The sequence below is a fragment of the Rhizobium sp. SAFR-030 genome (assembly GCF_059415005.1).
This window is the reverse complement of record NZ_JBPFDO010000004.1, coordinates 407548-427635: the sequence shown is the minus strand read 5'-3', so window position 1 is coordinate 427635 and position 20088 is coordinate 407548. Positions and strand designations below refer to the sequence as shown.

The following is a 20088-nucleotide window of genomic DNA, read 5'->3' as shown; positions in this document are numbered from 1 at the left end:
TTGGCGTGCCTAGATGCTCGCCGCCTGCCACATGGCAACGGTCGGATAGTCCTTGCCCGTCCAGTGATGCAGCTTCTCGGCGTATTCGCGCTGAAAGGACAAGGGCCCGCTCTTTGCCATGTAATCCTCGTCGTAGATGGCGATGAAGATCGTCAGCGACAGGAAGAAATGAGCACCCATCTCGAACAGCGTCACGTAGTCGTGGTTGATCAGCGCCTCGCGTTCGGCATCCGTCAGCGAATGGACGGTCGACAGTTCGGCATCGTTGAGACGCGGGCCGATCGACTGCTCCCAGCTGGCCACCAGACTGCGCGGATCTTCCTTGTAGCGGCGCAGCAGCTCCGGGTCCCGGTCGACGGTGAAGAGGAACTTGTTCACATAGTATTTGCTCATGCCGCAGCTCCTTCCGGATACCAGGTGAAGTAGGCTTCCATCGTGTGGAAGAGGTCAAGATTGTCGTGGTAGGCGGTCGGCGTGGGGCCGGCGATGCCCATCATCAGGATCAGGTCCATGAAGCCGTGCGTAGCGTTGCCGCTCTTCGTCATGCTGTCGTGGGTGACGTTTTCGAGGATCGCCTCGATGTTGCCGGTGGACAGCCATTCGATCGCGTTGCGGTCGAACTCCGGGTCCGGTCCGGTCTCCTTGAACTGGCGCGGGCCGCCAAGCTCCAGCGACAGGTGGCCGCTGCCGATCGCCGCGATCCGCTTGTCGCTGGGGAAGGCGTCGATGACCTCGCGGATGGCCCGGCCGAGATCCCAGAAACGCTTGGGTGAGGGAAGCGGCGGCGCGAAGATGTTGGTGTAGATCGGCACGACCGGAAGGTCGGCTTGCGGCCGCGTCGTGATGATCGGGCAGATGATCGAGTGATCGAGCTTCAGTTCGTGGCTGAAGGAGAAGTCGAAGCCGCGATCCATCAGGCCGCGATGCATAAACTCGGAGAGTTCCTCATGGCCTTCGAGCACGTATTTCGGCAGCCCAAACTCGCGTTCCTCGTTGTAGAAGGTCGCGTCGTAGCGGGGCGCCTTGCCGATCATGAAGGTCGGATAATTGTCGAGGAAGAACTGGTGGAAGTGGTCCGATCCGATCATCACCAGGATGTCCGGCTTGGCGCGGGTCAGCGTCTCGCGATAGGCCTCGATCTTGCGCTTCCATTCTGGCGCCTGCGGGATCTGCTGTTCCGGCGGCATGGTTGTCGCCTTCAGGTAAAAGGGGTGGTGCGTGGTCGCAAGGACCGCTGCCAAAGTTGCCATGTTCTCCTCCCAAGTGCTTTCTCTGTCGGACCTGATGATCAATGAGCCGGCGCGGCCGGCTGCATTTCCGGCCATTTCTTCGGATCGCTTCCCAGTGCCGAGCGGATCTGGTCGCCATGCTGGTTGACGACCGGTGCGGCGCGCACGGTGCTTGCATGCTTGCCGTCGAACGAATAGGCCGGCCGGACCGTCTGCTCGGCGCCCTCGATGCGTCCCGCGACCGGCACGAACATGCCCAGATGCTGCGCCTGCGGGTCGTTGACCACCTCGGATATGCTGTTGATCGGGGCGAAAGGCACATCGAAGCGATCGAACCGCTCCAGCCATTCGCCGCGATTGCGGGTCGCGAAGATGGCGTTGAGTTCGGCGCTCAGCGCCTCGTAGTTGTCGATCCGCTTCAGGCGCTGCGAGAACCGGTCATCGGCGGCGAGCGCTTGGCCGTCGACCGCCTCGACAAGCGCGTCCCAGAACTTGTCGAGCGACGACAGGTGGAAGGCGAACAGCTTTTCATCCTTGCACCGGACAATGAAGGCCTGGGCCAGACGAGGGCGGTCGACGCCGCTCGGTTCTTCGCCGAGCGCGAAGTAGCCCATGAACGGCTCGACTGCGAAATGCATCATCGCCTCGATCATCGAGATGTCGATGCGCTTGCCCTTGCCGGAGACGCCGCGCTCCACCAGGGCCGCGGATATGCCCAGTGCGGCATAGATGCCGGTGATCGCGTCGGCGAGCGCTGGTCCGATGAACCGCGGCTGCTGCGGATCGATGGCGACGCTGAGAAAACCGCTGACCGCCTGGGCGACCGAATCGTAGACCGGCCGCTGCGCATAGGGTCCGTCGGGCCCGAAGCCGCTGATCGAGCAGTAGATCAGCTTCGGATTAATCCTGGCGAGCGTCTCGTAATCGGCCCCGAAGCGGCCGGCGGCGCCGGGCCTGAAATTCTGGATGTAGACGTCCGCCTGGGCGATCAGCTGATAGAAGACGTCGCGGTCCTGGTCATTCTTGAGATCGAGGCCGATCGCCCGCTTGTTGCGGTTGTAGGCCTGGAAATGGGCGCTGTAGAAGCCTGTCTTGAAGCTGCGGTAAGGGTCGCCGTTGCCGGGCGATTCGATCTTGATAACGTCGGCGCCGAGATCGGCAAGCATCATGCCGGCGCAGGGACCGGTGATGAAGGTGCCCTGTTCGACGATGCGGATATGATTGAGAGCGGTGAGCATGTCCGGATCCTAGTTCTCGTTCGCGACGAAACCCGTTGGCGCGGGACCGTCGTAATCAATGGCGCCTGCTGCGGCGTGGGACATGATGAAGCCGATCGGCCGGGTCTGTTCTTCCAGCAGATGGCCGATGAGGCCGGCGGTGCGTGCCAGAAGCGGCACCCCCTTCAGCGCCAGCAGTGGGTAGCCGGCATCGAGCAGCACACACGGAATGGCACTCGAGACATTCATGACCAGCGGTTTGCCGATGATGTCAGGAATCAATCTTTCGACTGTTTTTGCAATCTCGCAGTGGATGCCGGACAGCCCCAGTTCGGCGGCAATGGCGAGAAGGCGCTCGGCGCGCGGGTCGCTTCCCTTGTGCAGCGGGTGTCCGTATCCCGGCAGCGGCTTGCGGTCGTTCTTGTAACGCCGCATCAGCTTTTCGGCGGCCGCTTCCGTGGAGCTGCCGTCGGCTTCCTTCAATTCACGAACGTCGCGGAAGAAGGCGCCGGCCGATTCCGATGCCCCGAGGATCACCGAACCGCAGCCGAGAAGGCCCGCCGCGACGGCGCCCTGGACGGCTTCCGGCGATGCGGCAAGCGTCATGCGCGCCGCCTGGACGCTCGGCACCAGCCCATGCTCGGCAATGGCGACAAGCGTCGCGTCCAGCATGCGGCGCTGCTTGTCGTCGGGCAGCGTGCCGGCCACCAGCAGCCAGGTATATTCGGTGAAGGAGATCGAGCCGACCAGGTCGTTCACCAGGTCGTGGCCGCGGACGATGATCGTGTCGGGATTGGAGGTGCAGATCGCCTGGTAGGGGGCTGATTGCTTGCCGATTTTCATGCGGAAGTCCTCAGATGCTGACGATGGTCAGGGTGTGATGTCGGTGGTGTCGGTGAAGCGGCGGGCCCAGCGCTCGAACTGGTCCATGTAGCCCTGCAGAAAGATGCGGGTGTCGTCATTGGTCACGTCGCCTTCGGGCGTGATGAGGCCGGGCACCAGGTGGATGAAGGCTTCCGGCTGTCCCATGACCGCCACGTCGAGGCAGCCAAGCACGGCCCGCAGGTGCTGCTGCGCGGCGGCGGTGCCGATGCGCCCATAGGATGCTCCGGCGATCGCTGCGGGCTTGCCGGCCCAGACGCTGGCGCCGAACGGGCGGGAGGCCCAGTCGATGGCGTTCTTCAGCATCGCCGAGATCGAGCGGTTATGCTCCGGTGTCAGGATCAGCAGGCCGTGGGCCCTGCGGATCTGCTCTTTCAGCCGCTCGGCGGCATCCGGAAACCCATGATCGAGACGGTCCTGATCGAAGAGCGGCAGGTCGTGGATAGATACCCAGTCGAATTCCATCTCGTGACTGGCGAGCCGGGTCAGCGCCAGCGCCAGCAGCCTGTTGAGCGATGCCTGATGGGCGCTGCCAACGATGACGGCGATCTTCAACCGTGTCATGAGACCCTCCCAGCTCCCAAAATATTCGCTGTGCGAACTTATATTCGTATAATGAATAGCTGTAGAGACGCCTGTCAAGACCGGTCCCGTCGAAATCGGATCCGGTGACAGAGTGCCGGGTCGTTATCGCGCCGTCGGCGGAGCCGGTGCCAGCGAGTGAACGAGTGTCGGGAAACGGGCAAAAAGCTGGGATAGACGGTTGGCAGCAAGCCGAAGTTCCGGCAGGCGCTGCTCGACCAGTTCGTCGGGCGTCAGTCGCGGCGTATAGCCCGAACTGTTGATCGAGCAGACGACGCGGCCGGTCGTATCCTTTACCGGCACGGCGATTGCGGTGATGCCGTAGTCGAGCTGGTCGACGGTGATCGAGTAGCCGCTCGCCCGCACTTCGACCAGCGTCTTGCGCAGCTCCGCCTCGTCCGTCACCGTGTAGTCGGTGAGCTTGACCGGGCTGTAGGCCTGGAAGTAGCGGTCGAGGTCCTCCTCCGGCAGCGCGGCGAGCAGGGTCCGGCCCATGGACGTGGCATAGGCCGGATAGGTCACGCCGAGGCTGGCGTTGCGACGCACACCGAGGCTTTCCGACAGATGGGCGACGTAGAGGACGTTGGTGCCGTCGAGCACCGCCATGTTGGCGGCATCGCCGAATTGTGCGGTGATCCGGTGAAGCTCGGGCGTCACCGCTTCCTCCACCTTGAAGGCGTTGAGATAGGACGAGCCGAGCGACAGGATGCGGGGTGCCAGCAGGAAGTGCTTGTTGTGGCGGCGAATGAAGCCGAGTGCCTCAAGGGTCAGGACGTTGCGCCGGACAGTGGCGATCGACATGCCGACCTTGCGGGACAGTTCGGCGAGCGTCATTTCCGGATCCGCGGCGTCGAAAGCTTCCAGGACGGACAGGCCCCTCGCGAGGGCTTCGACGAAGTCGGACGACTTGCTGTCGATCATGGGATTCTCCTGCCTTTTCTTTTTCGTTCGCACAAGGGATTGACAAGCGCAAGACCTACTGCCTATCGTTATGCGAATATTTATTCGTACAGCGAATTTTCTTGGGAGGGAAAAAACGATGAAGACGAGACGGGATTTTCACAAGCTGATGGCGGCGACGGCTGCCGGACTGGCCGCTCCGGCGATCCTAGGCAGCAAGGCGTTTGCGCAGGACAAGCCGATCCGGGTGGGAGCGAGCGTGTCGCTCACCGGTCCGCTCTCAAGCACCAAGAACGGCCTGATCGGTTACGAGCTGTGGCGCGACGACGTGAACGCCGCCGGTGGCCTGCTTGGCCGCAAGGTCGAGCTGATCACCTATGACGACCAGAGCAGCGCCGCCAACGTCCCGGCCATCTATTCCAAGCTCGTCGACGTCGATGCCTGCGACGTGCTCTTCTCGCCCTACGGTGCCAATCTTTCCGCCCCGGTCATGCCCTTCATCAAACAGCGCGACCTGTTCATGATCGGCATGTTCGGGCTTGCCGGCAACGACGTGGCGCGGCACGACAAGTTCTTCCACAGCGGCCCCTGGGGGCCGAATTCCGGCCGCGACTGGGCCCGGGGCTTCTTTGATCTTGCCAAGGCGCAAGGGGTGAAGACGGTCGCCATCATCAATGCCGACCTGGAGTTTTCCAAGAACGCTGCCAAGGGTGGTGCAGAGGTCTGCAAGGAATACGGCATGGAGGTCGTGTTCAACCAGAGCTACCCGCCGAATACCAGCGACTTCTCGTCGATCATCCGCAACATCAATGCCGCCGATCCCGATGCGATCTTCATCGCATCCTATCCGGCCGACAGCACGGCGATCATCCGCGGCGTCAAGGAAATCGGCATTTCCGATAAGGTTAAGATCTTCGGCGGCTGCATGATCGGTCCGCAATACGGCGCGCTTCTGAGCTCACTCGGCCCGGAACTGAACGGCCTCGTCAACTCGCACACCTTTGTGCCGGAGCCGACGATGCAGACGCCGGAGATCAAGAACTTCTTCGACCGCTATACGCCGATCGCGCTGAAGCAGGGCGTCGATCCGCTCGGCTACTACATCCCGCCATTCTATTACGTCGCAGGCCAGCTGGCCGCCGCGGCAATCACCGGATCCAAGTCGGTCGATCCGGCGAAGATGGCAGAATTCCTGCACGCCAATACGGTCGACACGATTGCCGGCCCGATCGCCTTCAACGAGATCGGCGACTGGAAGGAGCGGCGGGTGCTGATGGTCCAGTTGCGCGGCATCAAGGGCAATGATCTGGAACAGTTCCGCAGTCCCGGTCGCCAGGTGATCCTGGATCCGCCGTCGCTGAAGACGGGAGATCTCGCCGGTCCCTACAACAAGGCCCGCGCCGGCTGACAACCGGCCACGTCATTTTCTCCAACGATCCAGAGAGCCGGCGTGATGCCGGCTCAGGGCCTAATCATGCTTTCATTCGACATTCTGCTAAATGCCCTGGTGACGGGGATCCTGCTGGGTAGTGTCTATGCGGCGCTGGCGCTTGGTCTGGCGATCACCTTCGGTATTCTGCACATACCCAATATAGCCCACCCGACGCTCGTCATCGCGGGGGCCTTCTTCGTCTATACGCTGGCCCAGTGGGGCGTGGATCCGATCCTCGCGGCGCTGATCGGCCTCGTTCCCTTCTACCTTCTCGGCGTTGTGCTCTACCTGTTCTACTCGCGGCTCTTCGAGCGGCGCGGCGGCGCCAACGTGCTGCAGAGCCTGACGCTGTTTTTCGGCCTGTCGCTGGTGATCGAGATCCTGCTGTCGCTGAGCTTCGGCTCCGAGCTGAAATCGGTCAACGTCTCTTATATCGGCTCCAGCTTGCGGCTCGGCATCCTCACCATTCCCTATCGGCTGCTGATCCCGGCGCTTCTCGCGCCGGTGATGATCGGCGCCGTCTGGCTCTATCTCAGCCGCACCAATACCGGCACGGCCATCCGCGCCGTGGCGCATGAGGAGCGGGCCCTGTCGATCGCCGGGCTCAACCCGGCATCCATCAAGCGACACGCCTTCGGCATCGCCACCGCCACCGCCGTGGTCGCCGGCGCCGCACTGATCATGGTCGGCCCGATTGAGCCGTTTTCCGGGCGCTTCCAGATCGGCCGTGTGTTTGCCATCGTCGTGCTGGCAGGCATGGGCTCGATCCCCGGCAGCCTGGTGATTGCCATCGTCATCGGCATCGCCGAGGCGCTCGTCTCCAGCTACCTCAATCCTTCCTGGTCTCCCGGCGTTGCCTTCGCGATCCTGCTTCTCGGCCTCGCACTCCGCCCCCAGGGCCTGTTCGGAGCAGCGCGATGACCAAGAATTCCATCCTCTTCCTCGTCGGCATCGCCATCGTCCTCGTGCTCGGTTTCCTGATGCCCTGGGTCTTGAAGAACCCGTTCTACTTCTTCGTCGGCTACGTCGTCCTGCAATATGTGACGATCGCCACCGGCTGGAATATTCTCGGCGGCTATGCCGGCTACATCAATTTCGGCGCGGCGGGCTTCTTCGGCGCGGGCGTCTATCTGTCGGCCTTCCTGTTCACGACGCTCGGCCTGCCGCTGCCGCTCTGCATCCTTGCCGCAGCCATCCTCGGCGCCGTGCTCGGCCTGCTGATGGGCTATCTGACACTGCGCATCCAGGGCGTCTACTTCGCCATCGCGACGCTCGGGCTCGTGGTCGTGCTGGAAACCATCGTCCACAACATCCCGGCGCTTGGCGGCGCCAGCGGCATGGCCGTCTACGGGCCGCGTCAGCCGTTCTGGAGCCCTGGGCCGTCGCAGTATAATTTCACCGTCATGCTGATCATTGCGGCCGCTGCCGTGACGCTCGCCCGGTTCGTCGAGATCTCGTGGATCGGCCGCGGGCTGCGTGCCGTGCGGGCGAGCGAGGATGCAGCCGAATGTTCCGGCGTACCGACGCTGCGCCTGAAGCTGCTCGCCTGTGCACTCAGCGGAGCCGTGCTTGCGGCAGCCGGAGCGCCCTATCCGTTCTACACCTCCTATGTGGAGCCGGTCACCGCCTTCAGCCTGATCATCGGCCTCAATGCCATCGCCATGCCGCTGATCGGCGGCACTCGCAGCTGGGTCGGCCCGGTCCTCGGCGCATTGTTGCTCGCCTCGGTCCAACAGATCGCCACGGTGACCATATCCTCCGAGCTCAACATCCTGTTCGTCGGTCTGGTGCTGATCGCCTTCGTCGCCTTCGCGCCGGGCGGACTTGCCGAACTCTTCGGCCGCAAGCAGGGGAGGGCGAGGTCATGAGCGAGACGATCCTGTCCCTGAAGGGGGTCGAGAAGATCTTCGGATCGTTTCGGGCGCTCGGTCCGGTCGATCTCGATGTGTCGGCCGGAGAACGGCTCGGCATCATCGGTCCGAACGGCGCCGGCAAGACGACGCTGATCAACTGCATCACCGGCGTCTACGCTCCGGACAGAGGTTCGGTACATTTCCAGGGTCGCGACATCTCCCATATAGAGGCGCACAAGCGGGCGCGGCTCGGCATCTCGCGCAGCTTCCAGATCCCGCGTCCCTTCACCGGCATGACGGTTCTCGAAAACCTTCTGGTGCCGCTCGATTACTGCCATGTCGACGGCAGCAAGGCGGAGCGGGCCCACGCGGTGCTGGCAAGCGTCGGGCTGTCGGGCCGCACCGCCGATGCCTCCGAAACCCTATCGCAGCTCGAACTGCGCAAGCTCGAGCTTGCCCGCGCCCTGGTCGGCAATCCGAAGGTGCTGATTGCCGACGAGGCGATGGCCGGACTGTCGGACGAGGAGATAGACGAGGTTCTGGAAATCCTCTTCGCGCTCAACCGGTCCGGTGTAGCGGTGATCATGATCGAGCACATCATGCATGCGGTGATGCGCTTTTCGCAGCGGATCGTCTGCTTCGAGACCGGCCGGCTGATCGCCACCGGCACCTCGGCGGAGATCGCCGACAACCCGCTCGTTCAGAAGGTGTATTTCGGTGAATAGGCTGATCATCGACAATCTGTCCGCCGGCTACGGCGCCGTCTCCGTGCTGCGCAACGTTTCGCTGGAACTCAACGAGGGCGAGATGGTGGCGCTGCTCGGCATGAACGGCAACGGCAAAAGCACGCTGCTCAACTGCGTGCTGGGCTTCGTGCGCGCCAGTGCCGGGCGGATCCTCCTCGAGTGGAACGGCAAGAGCACGGATCTCACCAGGCTGCAGCCGCACGAGATCGTCCGGCTTGGCCTGTCGATCGTGCCGGAGGGCCGCCGGCTTGTGCCGAACATCTCGGTCGAGGACAATCTCAAGCTCGCCGGCAGCAATCCGGTGGTCCGCGACCGTATGAAGGAAAACCTCGCCTACTGTTTCGACACCTTTCCGCTTCTCCTGGAACGGCGCCGGCAGATCGCCTCGACCATGAGCGGCGGCCAGCAGCAGTTGCTGGCAATCGCCCGGTCATTGATGACCTCGCCGAAGATCGTCGTCATCGACGAGCCGTCGGTCGGCCTGGCACCGATCGTGGTGCGCGACGTGCTGGCCGCGATCGAACATCTGCGCGAAAAGAGCGGCATGACCATCCTGATGGCCGAGCAGAGCTTCTTCCAGGCGATCGACGTCTCGTCGCGCGCCTACGTGCTGGCGCATGGCAGCATCCGCAAGGAGTTCAAGCGCTCCGACGGCGAAATTGCCCATGACGACTTGCGCCGGGCGATGCTCGGGACGACGCACTAGGCAGGTCGAGACGTCTCAGCCGCGCAGCAGCGGCAGCAGGGTGTCGCCCTGACGCTTGATCTCGGTGAGATAAGGCGTGTCGGAGAGGATGAAGTGGGTAATGCCGAGGTCCCGATACTTCTTCAGGGACCGGGCGACCTCCTCGGCAGAACCGACCAGCCACGTCGTGCCGGCACCGCCGCCGCCGAACTTGCCCGGCGCCGTATAGAGGTTGTCGTCGATGACATCGCCGCGCGCCTGCAGGTCGAGCAGCCGGCGCTGTCCGACCGCGACCGGACCGCCATGGTCGTTCCAGCCGGCGCCCTTCACCCGGGCCATGTCAGCCACCTTGGCTTGCGCATCCGCCCAGGCTGCTTCGGCCGTATCGCGGACGAGGGTGGTGATCCGCAAGCCAAACTCGAGCGGCGGCAGGTCGCGATCAAGGTCGCGGCTGAGCGTCTTCAGCCGTGCGATCCGCTCGGCGACGTCGTCCAGCGGCTCGCCCCAAAAAAGCTGAACGTCGGCTTCCGTCGCCGCCACCTGTTCAGCGGCCTCCGATGCGCCGCCGAAATAGAGTTGCGGGTGGCGCCTCGCGCCGCGCGGCTCGAGCCGCGGCGCCACGGTGGAGTTTGTCACCTGGAAATACTCGCCTGCATGGCTGACGTCCTCTTCCGTCCAAAGTCGTCGCACCAGCCGCATGAACTCCTTGGTGCGTGCATAGCGCTGCGTCTGATCGCCCTCGCTGTCGCCATAGGCGGACAGGCTGTCCTGACCGGAGACGATGTTGACCTTGACGCGGCCGCCGGTCAGCTGGTCGAGCGTCGCCGCCGCGGCGGCGAAATTGGCGGGGCGCCAGTAGCCGGGCCGGGTGGCAATCAGCGGCTCGAACGTCGTGGTGCGTGCGGCAAGCGCTGCTGCAACTGTGAAGGTATCGGGCCGACCCCAGCCGGTGCCGATCAGCGCGCCTTTCCAGCCGTGATCCTCAAGAGCCCTCGCCTGGGCGGTCAGTGTCTCCAGGTTGTTGGCGCTCGCGCCGCTGTTGTCGCCGCGGTGGCCGGTCTTCACGTCGTTCGGGATATACCAGAGAAACTCGGAATTGCTGCTCATGCGACTGCCTGCATTGGAGGGCCGACATGCGGCCATGGGTTCTGTGCTTTCGGACAAGGCGGTGGAGCAGCCTAGCGCTGCATTCCCCAGCGCCGGACCGTGACGTTTTCGACAATCCGGAAGATGATGCCCTCGACCAGCAGGCCGATGATGATGACCATCGCCAGACCGGCAAACACCTTGTCGGTGAACAGCTCGTTGCGGTTGCGGAAGATGAACCAGCCGAGCCCGCCGGCGGACGAACTGACGCCGAAGACGAGTTCGGCAGCGATCAGCGTGCGCCAGGCAAACGCCCAGGCAATCTTCATGCCGTAGAGGATCGAGGGCAGGGCGGCCGGAATGAGGATGCGCACCACATAGGAGGGGCCGCGCAGTCCGTAATTGCGCCCGACCAGCCGCTGGGTTTCCGGCACGCTCTCAAAGCCGGTCAGCGCAGCAAGCGCGAAAGGCCAGAGCACCGCATGCACCAGCACGACCAGCAGGCTCTTTTCACCAAGCCCGAACCACAGCATCGCGACCGGCAAGAGCGCGATCGCCGGCAGCGGATTGAACATCGAGATCAGCGTCTGCAGCAGCTCGCGGACGAACCGGCTGACCACGGCAAGCGAGACGAAGACGAAGGCCAGCGCAATGGCAGTAACGTAGCCCTTCAAAAGCACGTAGAGCGATGCCCAGGCAGACTGCAGAAGGTTCTCGGTGGTGATCGCTTCCCAAAGCGCCGTCATGGTGGCGGTGAAGGTGGGAAACAGGATCGGCTTGCCGTTGTAGCGGGCGGCCAGTTCCCAGATCAGCGCCAACAGTGCCAGGACCAGGATCTTGCGGATCGCCGGCGAGTTCCAGGCGAAATCGCGGATCCGGTCCCAACCCTGGCGTTGTCCTGTCGCGGTCCCGGGCACGCTAAAATCAGACATGCTGGAGCACCTTTGTGCTGGTGACCGGCGGGAACAGCAGGGCGTGAACCTCGCGCGACAGCGCTTCCAGCCGCGCGCTGCCCAGATCGCCGCGGTCAAAATCGCGCGTGTCGAGGCTGGTGATCGTCCGGCCGGGATGCGGGCTGAGGAGATGCAGTTTGGTGCCGATGAGGATCGCCTCCTCGATGGAATGGGTGACGAACAGCAGCGTGAAGCCGAGCTCCTCGGCGAGATCGAGAAGCTCGCCCTGCAGCTGGGTGCGGGTGAGGGCATCGAGCGCGGCGAAAGGTTCGTCCATCAAGAGCACGTCGGCATCGGTCACCAGCGCGCGGGCGATCGCTGCGCGCTGCTTCATGCCGCCGGACAGCGTGTGCGGGTAGCTGTCGAGCACGCGCTCCAGCCCGACCTTTTTCAGTGTTGCCTCGGAGCGCTCACGAACGTCCGTTCTGGACAGGCTGCTTGCCCTGTGCAGCGGGAATTCGACGTTCTGACGGACCGTCTTCCACGGCAGAAGCTGGTCGAATTCCTGGAAGACGACGATCCGGTCGGGGCCGGGCCCTGTGACCGCGCGGCCGCGCACGCGGATTTCCCCGCCGGCAGGCTTTAGGAAGCCCGCCACTGCCTTGAGGATCGACGACTTGCCGCACCCCGAAGGCCCGAGCAGCACGAGGCGCTCGCCCTCTGCTGCGCGAAAGGAAACGTCGTCGACGGCCCGAACCGTGTGCTTCGCGGTCGGGTAGTCCAGCGTAAGGCGGTCGACTTCGAAGACGGCCGGAGGATGAGGATCGCGTGCGAGCATGGCTTCAGCTTCCGTTCTCGCCGTGCAGCTCGTCGAAGGTATAGTCCTTCCAGCTCTCGGCCTTCTTCTTGATGGCACCGGTCCGGTAGAGGAAGTCGGCGAACGCGAAGGAGCGCGATGGAACGACGGTGAACTTGCTTTCCGGAGCCTCGATCAGCGACTGGATGAAGGCGGGATCAAGCTTGGATTTCTCGACCCGCACATAGGTCTCGGCCGCCGCCTTCTTGTTGGCTTCGATCCAGGCGCTCGCTTCCTTCAGCGCTTCGAAGAAGGCCTGGAACGTCTTCGGGTTTTCTTCCCGCCACTCGGTGGTGGCGTAGAGATAGGTCGGCGTCACCGGTCCACCGAGCACATCGTAGGAGGAGAAGATCTTGTGGATCTTCGGGTCCTTCAGGGCCTGCTCCTGGAACGGCGTGTTGGAGAGGTGCGAGGTGATTTCCGTGGAGCCGGAAAGCAGCGCTGCCGTCGCATCCGGATGCGGCAGGGTGATCGTGTTGTTGTCCAGCCTGCCCTGGTTGCCTTGGCCGAACTCCTTCTCCGCGGCCATTTGCAGGATGCGCGCCTGAACCGAAACGCCGACCGCCGGCAGGGCGATCTTGTCGGTGGCGGCAAAATCCTTGAGCGACTTGATGTCGGGATTGCTGCTGATCAGGTAGTTCGGCTGATTGGCAAGGCCTGCAACGATCTTAACCTCGCCGTCCGTCCGGCCCCAGAGCGTCAGGAACGGGCCGATGCCGGCGGCGGCGATGTCGATCGAGCCGGAGAGAAGCGCCGCATTGATGGCGTCGCCGCCGGAAAGCTGTGCCCATTCCACCTTGATCTCGTCGAGGCCGAGCGCCTTGGCGTGTTTCTCGAGGAGGTTCTGGTCGCGGATCACGTGCAGCGGCAGATAGAGCGTACCGAACTGCTGGGAGATGCGGATCAGCCCCTCGGCGGAAGCGCCCGTGGCCGGACCAAGTGTCGTCAGCGCCAACGCCGCTGCTGCAATGAATTTTAGAGAGTGGATCATGAAGCGGCCTCGTGAGCGGAAAAGGGAGTTACGAAAGAAGCGATCGTCGTTCAGCCGGCAGCATTGGCGAGCTTCGAGCCGCCATAGTCGCCGACGGCAAATTCGTTCGCGACGCTGTCGCGCAGGCCCTGCCGCCGATTGGCGTCGATGCCGAGCAGCGGGAACAGCAGTTCGGCGACCCGGTAGGCTTCCTCGAGATGCGGATAGCCGGAGCCGATGATGGTATCGATGCCGAGCGCCTGGTATTCGCGCAGCCGCTCGACGATCTGGGCTGGCGTTCCGACGAGCGCCGTGCCGACGCCGGTGCGCACAAGGCCGACCCCCGCCCACAGGTTGGGCGCAACCAGGAGCTTGTCGCGGCGCCCGCCGTGGAGGGCTGCCTGGCGGCGCTGGCCGACGGAATCCATCTCCTTCTGAAAACGCTGCCAGGAGCGCTCGATCTGATCGTCGGAAATATGGGCGATCAGCCGGTCGGCGGCGCGCCAGGCATCGTCCTCGTCTTCGCGGACAATGAAATGGATGCGCATGCCGAAGCGGATCCGGCGCCCGGTGCGGGCAGCTTTGGCCCGTACCGTGTCGATCTTCTCCTTCACCTGCTCCAGCGGCTCACCCCAGGTGAGGTACATGTCCGTGGCATCGACCGCGAGATCCTGTCCGGCCTCCGACGATCCGCCGAAATAGAGAGGCGGGTGCGGTTGTCCGACAGTCGGAAAATCCGACCGGGCGCCCTTCAGATTGTAGTACTTCCCGTCGAAATCGACCGTCTCACCGGCCAGCAGCCGTTTCCAGATGTCGAGGAATTCCGCAGCCTGCTGATAACGCTCGTCATGGCTCAGAAAGATGCCGTCCCCGGCAAGCTCGGTCGGATTGCCGCCGACGACGACGTTGAGCAGCAGCCGGCCGTTGCTCAGCCGGTCGAGCGCCGCCGTCTGGCGCGCTGCAAAGGTGGGGGAGGTGACGCCGGGACGCAGCGCCACGAGGTATTTCAAGCGCTCGGTGACCACCGACAGGCCGGTCGCGGTGATCCAGCTGTCTTCGCAGGACTGGCCCGTCGGCAGGAGGACGCCTTCGAAACCGAGTTCGTCGGCGGCGATGGCAACCTGCTTGAAATAGCGGAATTCCGGCCTGCGGCTCAGGTGCTCGGTGCCGAGATAGGTGCCGTCTCCATGCGTCGGGATGAACCAGAAGAAGTTCAGCGGTTCTGTTCTACCTGCAGCGTTTCCAGCAGTGATCATCGACTTCTCCTACCCAAGTTGAAGGCAAGGCTAAAGTCGACCGGATCGATAGAGAAGGAAGATTATTCTGTTCTTCCGGGCCGGGCGCCACGGGATAACTACTGCCGGGTCAGGATGGCGAACCCCATTTCGAGTTTGAGAGGCGGCGCCCTACTTCACCTTGAAGCCCATCCGGCGGACCGTTTCGAGCAGCCTGTCGCGGCCCTTCAAGGCGGCGGTGTCGGCGATGCGGCTGGCGGCGACGCTTGTCCAGCCGCGCGTTGCCATTGCCTGACCTGCCTGGAAGGCGCGCATCCGGTCGTCATAGGCCTGGAGATCGGCGTCGGGTGCTGCCTGCTGGTAATGCTCGCGATGAAGGACGAGGGACTGCGGCAGGCGCGGCTTGATCTCGGTCGCGACCGCCGGATCGGGGTAGCCGACGGTCATGCCGAACACCGCGAAGGCTTCCGGAGGTAGGCCGAGCATCTCCGCGACTTCGGCCGGATGGTTGCGGATGCCGCCGATATAGCATGTGCCAAGTCCGAGCGATTCCAGCGCCACGAGTGCATTCTGGGCCGCCAGCGCCGCGTCGATCGACGCCAGCAGGATGCTCTCGAAGTAATCAAGACCTTCGCCGGTGCGGCCTTCGCGGCTGGCGATGCCGCGCAGGCGGGAGAGATCGGCTAGCCAGACTAGGAACAGTGGCGCCGAAACGATCTGCGGATTGGGGCCGGCGAGCTTTTCCAGTTGGGCACGGCGGTCGCGATCCTCCACCGCGACGACGCTCCAGGCCTGCAGGCTGGAGGATGTCGGTGCCGACTGTGCAGCAGCGATGGCCAGTTGAAGCACGCCCTCGGGAACCGGCTTTGGCAGATAGGTGCGCACCGAGCGGTGCGACAGCATGGCGTCGAGGGCCGCGTTCCAATCGGATGTGTCGGCCGGCTGGCTTTCGCCGTAGCGCCGCTGCAGGAGTTCGTCGTGGGAACCTTGCGCGGCGGAGGCGGCTGCGAAGCGAGGGGAGGACATCTGGCGGCACCTTGTCTCGGTTGCGTCTATCTGGCGGGTGTTTTGCCTATAGGGCGTGTTTCGCCACAGAACAACCGCGTCACCAGCCGCCGGGTGGAGCCCCAGACAGAAAAACCGGCGTCTTGCGACACCGGCTTTGGGTTCTTCCGAGTTTCGTCGATCTCGATCGTCAGGCGTCGAACGCCTGTGCATCGCCGATCCTACGGCGGACCAGCTCCCGGTAAATCGCGGCGTATTTCTCGGCGCTGCGCTCCCAGGAAAATCGGGTCTTCATGCCCTGGTTCTGCAGGCGCGCCCAGTTGCGGGTATCCGAATAGGTGTCGAGTGCCCGGCGCAGGGCGAGACGCAATCCGTCCGGGTTGACCGGGTGGAACTGGAAGCCGGTCGCGACGCGGGCGGACATCGCCGCATCATTGGCGTCGATGATGGTTTCCGATAGACCGCCGGTTCGCGAGACAACGGGCACGCAGCCGTAGCGCAGGGCGTAGAGCTGCGTCAGGCCGCAGGGTTCGAACCGCGACGGCTGAACGATGGCATCGGAGCCGGCATGGATCAGGTGGGCCGTCGGTTCGTCGTAGCCGATATGGACCGCCATGCGGCCCGGGAAGCGGGCGGCTGTCCGCTTCAACGCTTCTTCAATCTCGTGGTCGCCCTTGCCGAACACGATGATCTTGCCGCCGCGATAGAGAACCTCGTCGGCGGTATCGGCGAACATGTCCATGCCCTTCTGCCAGGTCAGGCGCGTGACGGCCGAAAAGACCGGGCCATCGTCTTCTTCGAGGCCGAAGCGCTGCAAAAGCACGTTGCGGTTCTCACGCTTGCGCTTCAGCGTCGTTGCGCCGTAGTTGCGCGGCAGAAAAGGATCGGTCGCCGGATCCCAGACGTCGAGATCGATGCCGTTGACGATGCCGCGCAGCGACATCACCCGCTCGTTCAGGACGCCGTCGAGGCCCATGCCGAAACGCGGCGTGAGGATCTCGCGGGCATAGGTGGGGCTGACGGTGGTGATGGCGTCAGCCGTCTGCAGCCCGCCCTTCAGGTAGGAGATGTCGCCGAAATATTCGAGGCATTCGGTGGTGTAGGTGCTGTCGGGCAGGCCGATCGCGCTCAGCCGGTCGGCGCCGTATTGGCCCTGGAAGGCGAGGTTGTGGATGGTGATCACCACCGGCACCTTGCAGCCCATCTCGCGCATGTAGACGGATGTCAGCGCCGACTGCCAGTCATGCGTATGAACCAGATCCGGCTGCCAGTCCGGCAACAGGCCATTGGCGATTTCGGCCGCCGCCCGCGACAGCGCAGCAAAGCGTTTCCAGTTGTCCGCATGGTCGTTGCCGTCGGCGTCGACATAGGGTCCGCCCGGCCGGTCGAATAGCGCCGGCGCGTCGAGGACGAACAGATCGAGACCGTCAAACTCGCCGCGCAGCAGCGTCGCCTGCTCACCCAGAAGATTGTCGAAATGCATGACGGGAACTGCAGTGTCGAACTGCTGCTTTACCACCGGATATCCGGGCAGAAGCGAGGTGGTCTCCATGCCGCAGGACATCAGAGCCTTGGGCAGTGATCCGGTCACATCGGCCAGTCCGCCAGTCTTCACCAAAGGAAACAGTTCCGAAGTAACCGAAAGCACTTTCATTCGTGGCAGATCCCGCTTCCACTGGTTCGTACCGCTGAAACCGTCCCGGCTGCCGAGCCTGTTCCGGCGATCATCGAAGGTAAAGGGAGCGTTCATCATTGCGAACTTCTCCGCGCATCCATCGCGTCCTGGCAAACGTGGAGAGCAAGTCCAGCGTTCCATGCGAGTGAGGAAATCGGATCACGACCGAAGCGAGATTGCATGCCATATCCACAGAACTGTACAGAACACTTGCCGCCGCGAAGCGTTTCGCGGCGGGACATAGAGATTGGATTGTGATAGTGCGCTAGGTTGTGGAGGCCTTGCGCGCCGGTCGCTTCTTCGCAGCTGATCCGGCATCCGGTTTGATGATTGCGGCCGCTTTGGGCGCTATCTTCTGCTTACCGGTGGATGCCCCGGCAGATTTCGCCGGTGCCGTGTCGATGACCGGGTCGGTCGGCGCAGGCTCTGCGGCAATGCCCTTCGCACGGTCCGAACCGTTCTTGGCGCCCGTGCCGTTCTGCGAGGAATATTCCTGTCGTGCCTGTTCCCAATGCTCTGCGTGCTTGCCGTGGGGGCGTCCTTCCTCCTCCCACAGCGCGTAGGCCCTGCTTTTAATCCACTCGTCTGAGACCGCCATCTTCCTCTCCATTCGCCCAAGCTCAACAACACCAAGCGAGCCGGAAGGTTCCGCGCCCTAATTAATTTTGTGCGCTGCAACTAAGGCTGGCAATCCCCATTTGTGCCCTTTTTTCGCCTTTATGAGGAACTTCTTTTCTTCAGCAGCGTTCGGTGCGCGAGTTAGGAGGAACTCCCATGGAAAAGCGCTTCGATATCCTTCCGCACGAAACGGGCTGGATCTACCTTGCCGATGGCCAGCCGTCGGCATCATACCCGTGCTACGATCTCGCCCTGAAGGCGGCAAAGGTCCATTCCGCCAAAGAGATGAGCGCCATGAAGCGGATCGTCTTCCGCACCCAGGCGCTGAATGGCGAGATGGTCAAGATCACGTCGCCGATCCATCCCTGAGCTGCATCGTCTGTCTGCATAGGTAACCCGCGGCCTCGACCGCGGGTTTTTTCATTCTGGTGGAGAGATGCGGTCCGCTCGTGGAGCAGACCGCGGATAGATCAGGCAGCCTTCTGAGCTGCGGAGTTGACGGTGCTTTCAGCAAGCTGGGTCAGCGCTTCGTCGGTCTTGGTTTCTTCGGCAAGCGTTTCTTCCAGAAGAGCGATCGCTTCCTTCATGCCGAGCTGCTTTGCCCATGCGCGCAGCGAACCGTAGCGGCTGATCTCGTAATGCTCGACGGCCTGGGCGGCAGCCAGCAGGCCAGCGTCGAGCGCCGGAGTGTCCTTGAACTCCTCCATGATCTCTTCGCTCTCTTCGATGATGCCATCGATCGCCGCACAGGTCTTGCCGCGGGCGCGCTTGCCGATCAGTTCGAAGACCTGCTGCAGACGTTCGATCTGCGTGTCGGTCTCTTCCTTGTGCTTCAGGAACGCCTGCTTCAGGGCGTCGCTCTGGGCGCCGCGCGCCATCTTCGGCAGAGCACGGGCGATCTTGCGTTCTGCGTAGTAGATGTCCTTCAACTGTTCGTAGAACAGGTCGTCAAGCGTCTTGGCAGCCATGATACTTCTCTCCTCGATTCATGGATGTGGATGATTGATGGTGCGGTGGATTAACCGACATCGGCTGATAAGGTTCCGGCGGACACCTCAGCCAAACGTCTATCAGGAGCGCGTCGTAGGCTTGTCGTAGAGGTCGGCGATCGCGGCAGTCTGCACGTTCTTCTCACGCTCGGAGAGACGCCGGCGGCGCATCATCGCAAAGACGATAGCGCAGCCGAGAAGCACCGGGCCGACGGCGACGGCAAACAGCCAGAACTTGTCCATCAAGAGCGCTCTCCCTGGGCGCGTTCGTCGCGCTTGAGTTCGTCGGCTGGGTAATCGTCGGCGGTCCGCTTCTTTTCGCCCTCGGGATCGTCCGCGAAGATGTTGGCTTCGCCCTGGACATAGCCGCTCGGGCGGTTTTCCGCCGGTCCTTCCCAGCGCGGCCACTGTGAGATCTCGCCGGGCTTGCCATTAGTTTTCGGTTCGTGTCGCATGGGGTCCTCCTGTCGGATTTCTCTGTATGCCTGACCTGTCCAACCCCTCCGCCGGAGTTTTTGTTCCGCTTGCGTCAGGGCCACCATGCGCGCACGTCGTCGGCAGTCTTCAATTCGAGCTGGACCGAGAAGCGGCTGGCAAACAGCTGGAGGGAGGCGTCATGGGTTTCGTCCGAGGCGCTGCAGATAGCGTCCTTCACCAGCACCACCTTGTATCCCAGGTCGACGGCGCCAAGGATCGCCGCAAGCACGCAGACATCGGTCTCTCCGCCCGACACGACAAGCGTATGCGCGCCTCTTTTCTGTAGATGCACATGCAGTCGGCCATCGAGCCACGGCGAGTAGATCGGCTTGTCGAAGACCATTGCCGGCGGCACGAGTTCACGCAGTTCCGGCAGGATGTCGATCATCGCCTCTCCCTGGGCAAGACGCGTCATGTTCGACCATTTCTCGTAGTAGGGCCGCCACATGCCGACCGCATCCTCCGGTCGGTCAGGCGGCACGAACCTGGTAAAGATGGTCGCCTGCGGATGTGCCCGGGCAATGTCGGCCACCGGGCCGCGCACTTTCTCCATCCAGTCGATGTGCCAGGGCGTGTCCTCGGCAAAGATCCGCTGCATGTCGACGCAAAGATGAATTCGGCCACTCGGCACGTTCATGATCTGCTCCTGCTTTTGTCGATGGCAGACGCAACCGAAAAGCCGTCCCGAAAGTTCCTGCCGTGGCCGGCACCGGATCGCATCGGAATGAAGCAGATGGTGCCGAACGCCGCACAGAATG

At 63.2% G+C, this 20088-nt stretch carries 24 protein-coding genes; 6 read left to right on the top strand and 18 right to left on the bottom strand.

The features are described from left to right. Window positions 1-9: 9 nt before the first annotated feature. The 6 genes from ACR65N_RS15035 to ACR65N_RS15010 all read right to left on the bottom strand — a co-directional run bounded on the left by ACR65N_RS15035 (window position 10) and on the right by ACR65N_RS15010 (window position 4831). Window positions 10-393 (bottom strand): hypothetical protein, encoded by a 384-nt coding sequence (locus ACR65N_RS15035; protein WP_430304753.1) that lies wholly within the window; start codon window positions 391-393, stop codon window positions 10-12. Next, on the bottom strand, window positions 390-1250 hold the full coding sequence (locus ACR65N_RS15030) for a DODA-type extradiol aromatic ring-opening family dioxygenase (RefSeq protein ID WP_430304752.1): 861 nt from the start codon (window positions 1248-1250) through the stop codon (window positions 390-392). The genes ACR65N_RS15035 and ACR65N_RS15030 overlap by 4 nt, the downstream gene beginning before the upstream one ends. Window positions 1251-1288: 38 nt before the next feature. Then, on the bottom strand, window positions 1289-2467 hold the full coding sequence (locus ACR65N_RS15025) for a CaiB/BaiF CoA transferase family protein (RefSeq protein WP_440457663.1): 1179 nt from the start codon (window positions 2465-2467) through the stop codon (window positions 1289-1291). 9 nt (window positions 2468-2476) lie between these two features. Further along, a complete protein-coding gene (locus ACR65N_RS15020) occupies window positions 2477-3289 on the bottom strand; it encodes a citryl-CoA lyase (protein WP_440457662.1) in 813 nt (270 codons plus the stop codon). A 27-nt stretch (window positions 3290-3316) separates the two neighbouring features. After that, window positions 3317-3892 (bottom strand): NADPH-dependent FMN reductase, encoded by a 576-nt coding sequence (locus ACR65N_RS15015; RefSeq protein ID WP_440457661.1) that lies wholly within the window; start codon window positions 3890-3892, stop codon window positions 3317-3319. Between the two features lie 123 nt (window positions 3893-4015). Beyond that, window positions 4016-4831, bottom strand: a complete 816-nt coding sequence (locus ACR65N_RS15010) for an IclR family transcriptional regulator domain-containing protein (RefSeq protein WP_440457660.1) — start codon at window positions 4829-4831, stop codon at window positions 4016-4018. Between the two features lie 118 nt (window positions 4832-4949). Here ACR65N_RS15010 and ACR65N_RS15005 point away from each other — a divergent pair, with 118 nt between their 5' ends. The 5 genes from ACR65N_RS15005 (at window position 4950) to ACR65N_RS14985 (ending at window position 9547) form a co-directional block, all read left to right on the top strand. Then, complete coding sequence (locus tag ACR65N_RS15005; RefSeq protein ID WP_440457659.1) at window positions 4950-6218, top strand: amino acid ABC transporter substrate-binding protein; 1269 nt, start codon at window positions 4950-4952, stop codon at window positions 6216-6218. A 66-nt stretch (window positions 6219-6284) separates the two neighbouring features. Next, a complete protein-coding gene (locus ACR65N_RS15000; RefSeq protein WP_440457658.1) occupies window positions 6285-7163 on the top strand; it encodes a branched-chain amino acid ABC transporter permease in 879 nt (292 codons plus the stop codon). Continuing rightward, the gene (locus ACR65N_RS14995; RefSeq protein ID WP_430304744.1) at window positions 7160-8110 is read left to right on the top strand and encodes a branched-chain amino acid ABC transporter permease; all 951 of its coding nucleotides are present in this window, start codon (window positions 7160-7162) and stop codon (window positions 8108-8110) included. The genes ACR65N_RS15000 and ACR65N_RS14995 overlap by 4 nt, the downstream gene beginning before the upstream one ends. Continuing rightward, on the top strand, window positions 8107-8820 hold the full coding sequence (locus tag ACR65N_RS14990) for an ABC transporter ATP-binding protein (RefSeq protein WP_440457657.1): 714 nt from the start codon (window positions 8107-8109) through the stop codon (window positions 8818-8820). Before ACR65N_RS14995 ends, ACR65N_RS14990 begins: the two co-directional genes overlap by 4 nt. After that, window positions 8813-9547, top strand: a complete 735-nt coding sequence (locus ACR65N_RS14985; protein ID WP_440457656.1) for an ABC transporter ATP-binding protein — start codon at window positions 8813-8815, stop codon at window positions 9545-9547. Before ACR65N_RS14990 ends, ACR65N_RS14985 begins: the two co-directional genes overlap by 8 nt. Before the next feature lie 15 nt (window positions 9548-9562). Here the strand turns inward: ACR65N_RS14985 and ACR65N_RS14980 are convergent, their stop codons facing one another. From ACR65N_RS14980 to ACR65N_RS14945, 8 genes are all read right to left on the bottom strand, one after another. Beyond that, window positions 9563-10633 carry an LLM class flavin-dependent oxidoreductase gene (locus ACR65N_RS14980; RefSeq protein WP_440457655.1) on the bottom strand — a complete coding sequence of 357 codons (1071 nt, stop codon included), beginning with the start codon at window positions 10631-10633 and terminating at the stop codon, window positions 9563-9565. Window positions 10634-10704: 71 nt separating this feature from the next. Next, window positions 10705-11544 carry an ABC transporter permease gene (locus tag ACR65N_RS14975; protein WP_440457654.1) on the bottom strand — a complete coding sequence of 280 codons (840 nt, stop codon included), beginning with the start codon at window positions 11542-11544 and terminating at the stop codon, window positions 10705-10707. Further along, window positions 11537-12343, bottom strand: a complete 807-nt coding sequence (locus tag ACR65N_RS14970; protein WP_440457653.1) for an ABC transporter ATP-binding protein — start codon at window positions 12341-12343, stop codon at window positions 11537-11539. The genes ACR65N_RS14975 and ACR65N_RS14970 overlap by 8 nt, the downstream gene beginning before the upstream one ends. 4 nt (window positions 12344-12347) lie before the next feature. Continuing rightward, on the bottom strand, window positions 12348-13352 hold the full coding sequence (locus ACR65N_RS14965; protein ID WP_440457652.1) for an ABC transporter substrate-binding protein: 1005 nt from the start codon (window positions 13350-13352) through the stop codon (window positions 12348-12350). A gap of 50 nt (window positions 13353-13402) precedes the next feature. Next, on the bottom strand, window positions 13403-14584 hold the full coding sequence (ssuD, locus tag ACR65N_RS14960; protein WP_440457774.1) for an FMNH2-dependent alkanesulfonate monooxygenase: 1182 nt from the start codon (window positions 14582-14584) through the stop codon (window positions 13403-13405). A gap of 153 nt (window positions 14585-14737) precedes the next feature. Beyond that, window positions 14738-15592: an NADPH-dependent oxidoreductase gene (locus tag ACR65N_RS14955; RefSeq protein ID WP_440457651.1), complete on the bottom strand. Its 855-nt coding sequence runs from the start codon at window positions 15590-15592 to the stop codon at window positions 14738-14740. A gap of 169 nt (window positions 15593-15761) precedes the next feature. Beyond that, window positions 15762-17225 carry a glycogen synthase GlgA gene (gene glgA, locus ACR65N_RS14950; RefSeq protein ID WP_440457773.1) on the bottom strand — a complete coding sequence of 488 codons (1464 nt, stop codon included), beginning with the start codon at window positions 17223-17225 and terminating at the stop codon, window positions 15762-15764. A gap of 286 nt (window positions 17226-17511) precedes the next feature. After that, a complete protein-coding gene (locus tag ACR65N_RS14945) occupies window positions 17512-17844 on the bottom strand; it encodes a DUF2934 domain-containing protein (RefSeq protein WP_440457650.1) in 333 nt (110 codons plus the stop codon). Between the two features lie 176 nt (window positions 17845-18020). Here ACR65N_RS14945 and ACR65N_RS14940 point away from each other — a divergent pair, with 176 nt between their 5' ends. Next, window positions 18021-18233 (top strand): hypothetical protein, encoded by a 213-nt coding sequence (locus tag ACR65N_RS14940; RefSeq protein ID WP_430304734.1) that lies wholly within the window; start codon window positions 18021-18023, stop codon window positions 18231-18233. A 101-nt stretch (window positions 18234-18334) separates the two neighbouring features. On the opposite strand, the gene ACR65N_RS14935 is transcribed toward ACR65N_RS14940, so the two are convergent. From ACR65N_RS14935 to ACR65N_RS14920, 4 genes are all read right to left on the bottom strand, one after another. Then, complete coding sequence (locus tag ACR65N_RS14935) at window positions 18335-18832, bottom strand: YciE/YciF ferroxidase family protein (protein WP_430304733.1); 498 nt, start codon at window positions 18830-18832, stop codon at window positions 18335-18337. 102 nt (window positions 18833-18934) lie between these two features. Next, complete coding sequence (locus ACR65N_RS14930) at window positions 18935-19096, bottom strand: hypothetical protein (protein ID WP_440457649.1); 162 nt, start codon at window positions 19094-19096, stop codon at window positions 18935-18937. Further along, complete coding sequence (locus ACR65N_RS14925; protein ID WP_440457648.1) at window positions 19096-19308, bottom strand: hypothetical protein; 213 nt, start codon at window positions 19306-19308, stop codon at window positions 19096-19098. The genes ACR65N_RS14930 and ACR65N_RS14925 overlap by 1 nt, the downstream gene beginning before the upstream one ends. A 74-nt stretch (window positions 19309-19382) precedes the next feature. Continuing rightward, entirely contained in the window at window positions 19383-19967 is a 585-nt protein-coding gene (locus ACR65N_RS14920) for a cysteine hydrolase family protein (protein ID WP_440457647.1), read from the bottom strand. Window positions 19968-20088 lie beyond the last annotated feature (121 nt).

Bases quoted from the DNA above. Each gene is read 5' to 3' on its own strand.
- ACR65N_RS15035 (WP_430304753.1), bottom strand. From the start codon at position 393: ATGAGCAAATACTATGTGAACAAGTTCCTCTTCACCGTCGACCGGGAC.
- ACR65N_RS15030 (WP_430304752.1), bottom strand. From the start codon at position 1,250: ATGGCAACTTTGGCAGCGGTCCTTGCGACCACGCACCACCCCTTTTAC.
- ACR65N_RS15025 (WP_440457663.1), bottom strand. From the start codon at position 2,467: ATGCTCACCGCTCTCAATCATATCCGCATCGTCGAACAGGGCACCTTC.
- ACR65N_RS15020 (WP_440457662.1), bottom strand. From the start codon at position 3,289: ATGAAAATCGGCAAGCAATCAGCCCCCTACCAGGCGATCTGCACCTCC.
- ACR65N_RS15015 (WP_440457661.1), bottom strand. From the start codon at position 3,892: ATGACACGGTTGAAGATCGCCGTCATCGTTGGCAGCGCCCATCAGGCA.
- ACR65N_RS15010 (WP_440457660.1), bottom strand. From the start codon at position 4,831: ATGATCGACAGCAAGTCGTCCGACTTCGTCGAAGCCCTCGCGAGGGGC.
- ACR65N_RS15005 (WP_440457659.1), top strand. From the start codon at position 4,950: ATGAAGACGAGACGGGATTTTCACAAGCTGATGGCGGCGACGGCTGCC.
- ACR65N_RS15000 (WP_440457658.1), top strand. From the start codon at position 6,285: ATGCTTTCATTCGACATTCTGCTAAATGCCCTGGTGACGGGGATCCTG.
- ACR65N_RS14995 (WP_430304744.1), top strand. From the start codon at position 7,160: ATGACCAAGAATTCCATCCTCTTCCTCGTCGGCATCGCCATCGTCCTC.
- ACR65N_RS14990 (WP_440457657.1), top strand. From the start codon at position 8,107: ATGAGCGAGACGATCCTGTCCCTGAAGGGGGTCGAGAAGATCTTCGGA.
- ACR65N_RS14980 (WP_440457655.1), bottom strand. From the start codon at position 10,633: ATGAGCAGCAATTCCGAGTTTCTCTGGTATATCCCGAACGACGTGAAG.
- ACR65N_RS14975 (WP_440457654.1), bottom strand. From the start codon at position 11,544: ATGTCTGATTTTAGCGTGCCCGGGACCGCGACAGGACAACGCCAGGGT.
- ACR65N_RS14970 (WP_440457653.1), bottom strand. From the start codon at position 12,343: ATGCTCGCACGCGATCCTCATCCTCCGGCCGTCTTCGAAGTCGACCGC.
- ACR65N_RS14965 (WP_440457652.1), bottom strand. From the start codon at position 13,352: ATGATCCACTCTCTAAAATTCATTGCAGCAGCGGCGTTGGCGCTGACG.
- ACR65N_RS14955 (WP_440457651.1), bottom strand. From the start codon at position 15,592: ATGTCCTCCCCTCGCTTCGCAGCCGCCTCCGCCGCGCAAGGTTCCCAC.
- glgA (WP_440457773.1), bottom strand. From the start codon at position 17,225: ATGAAAGTGCTTTCGGTTACTTCGGAACTGTTTCCTTTGGTGAAGACT.
- ACR65N_RS14945 (WP_440457650.1), bottom strand. From the start codon at position 17,844: ATGGCGGTCTCAGACGAGTGGATTAAAAGCAGGGCCTACGCGCTGTGG.
- ACR65N_RS14940 (WP_430304734.1), top strand. From the start codon at position 18,021: ATGGAAAAGCGCTTCGATATCCTTCCGCACGAAACGGGCTGGATCTAC.
- ACR65N_RS14935 (WP_430304733.1), bottom strand. From the start codon at position 18,832: ATGGCTGCCAAGACGCTTGACGACCTGTTCTACGAACAGTTGAAGGAC.
- ACR65N_RS14930 (WP_440457649.1), bottom strand. From the start codon at position 19,096: ATGGACAAGTTCTGGCTGTTTGCCGTCGCCGTCGGCCCGGTGCTTCTC.
- ACR65N_RS14925 (WP_440457648.1), bottom strand. From the start codon at position 19,308: ATGCGACACGAACCGAAAACTAATGGCAAGCCCGGCGAGATCTCACAG.
- ACR65N_RS14920 (WP_440457647.1), bottom strand. From the start codon at position 19,967: ATGAACGTGCCGAGTGGCCGAATTCATCTTTGCGTCGACATGCAGCGG.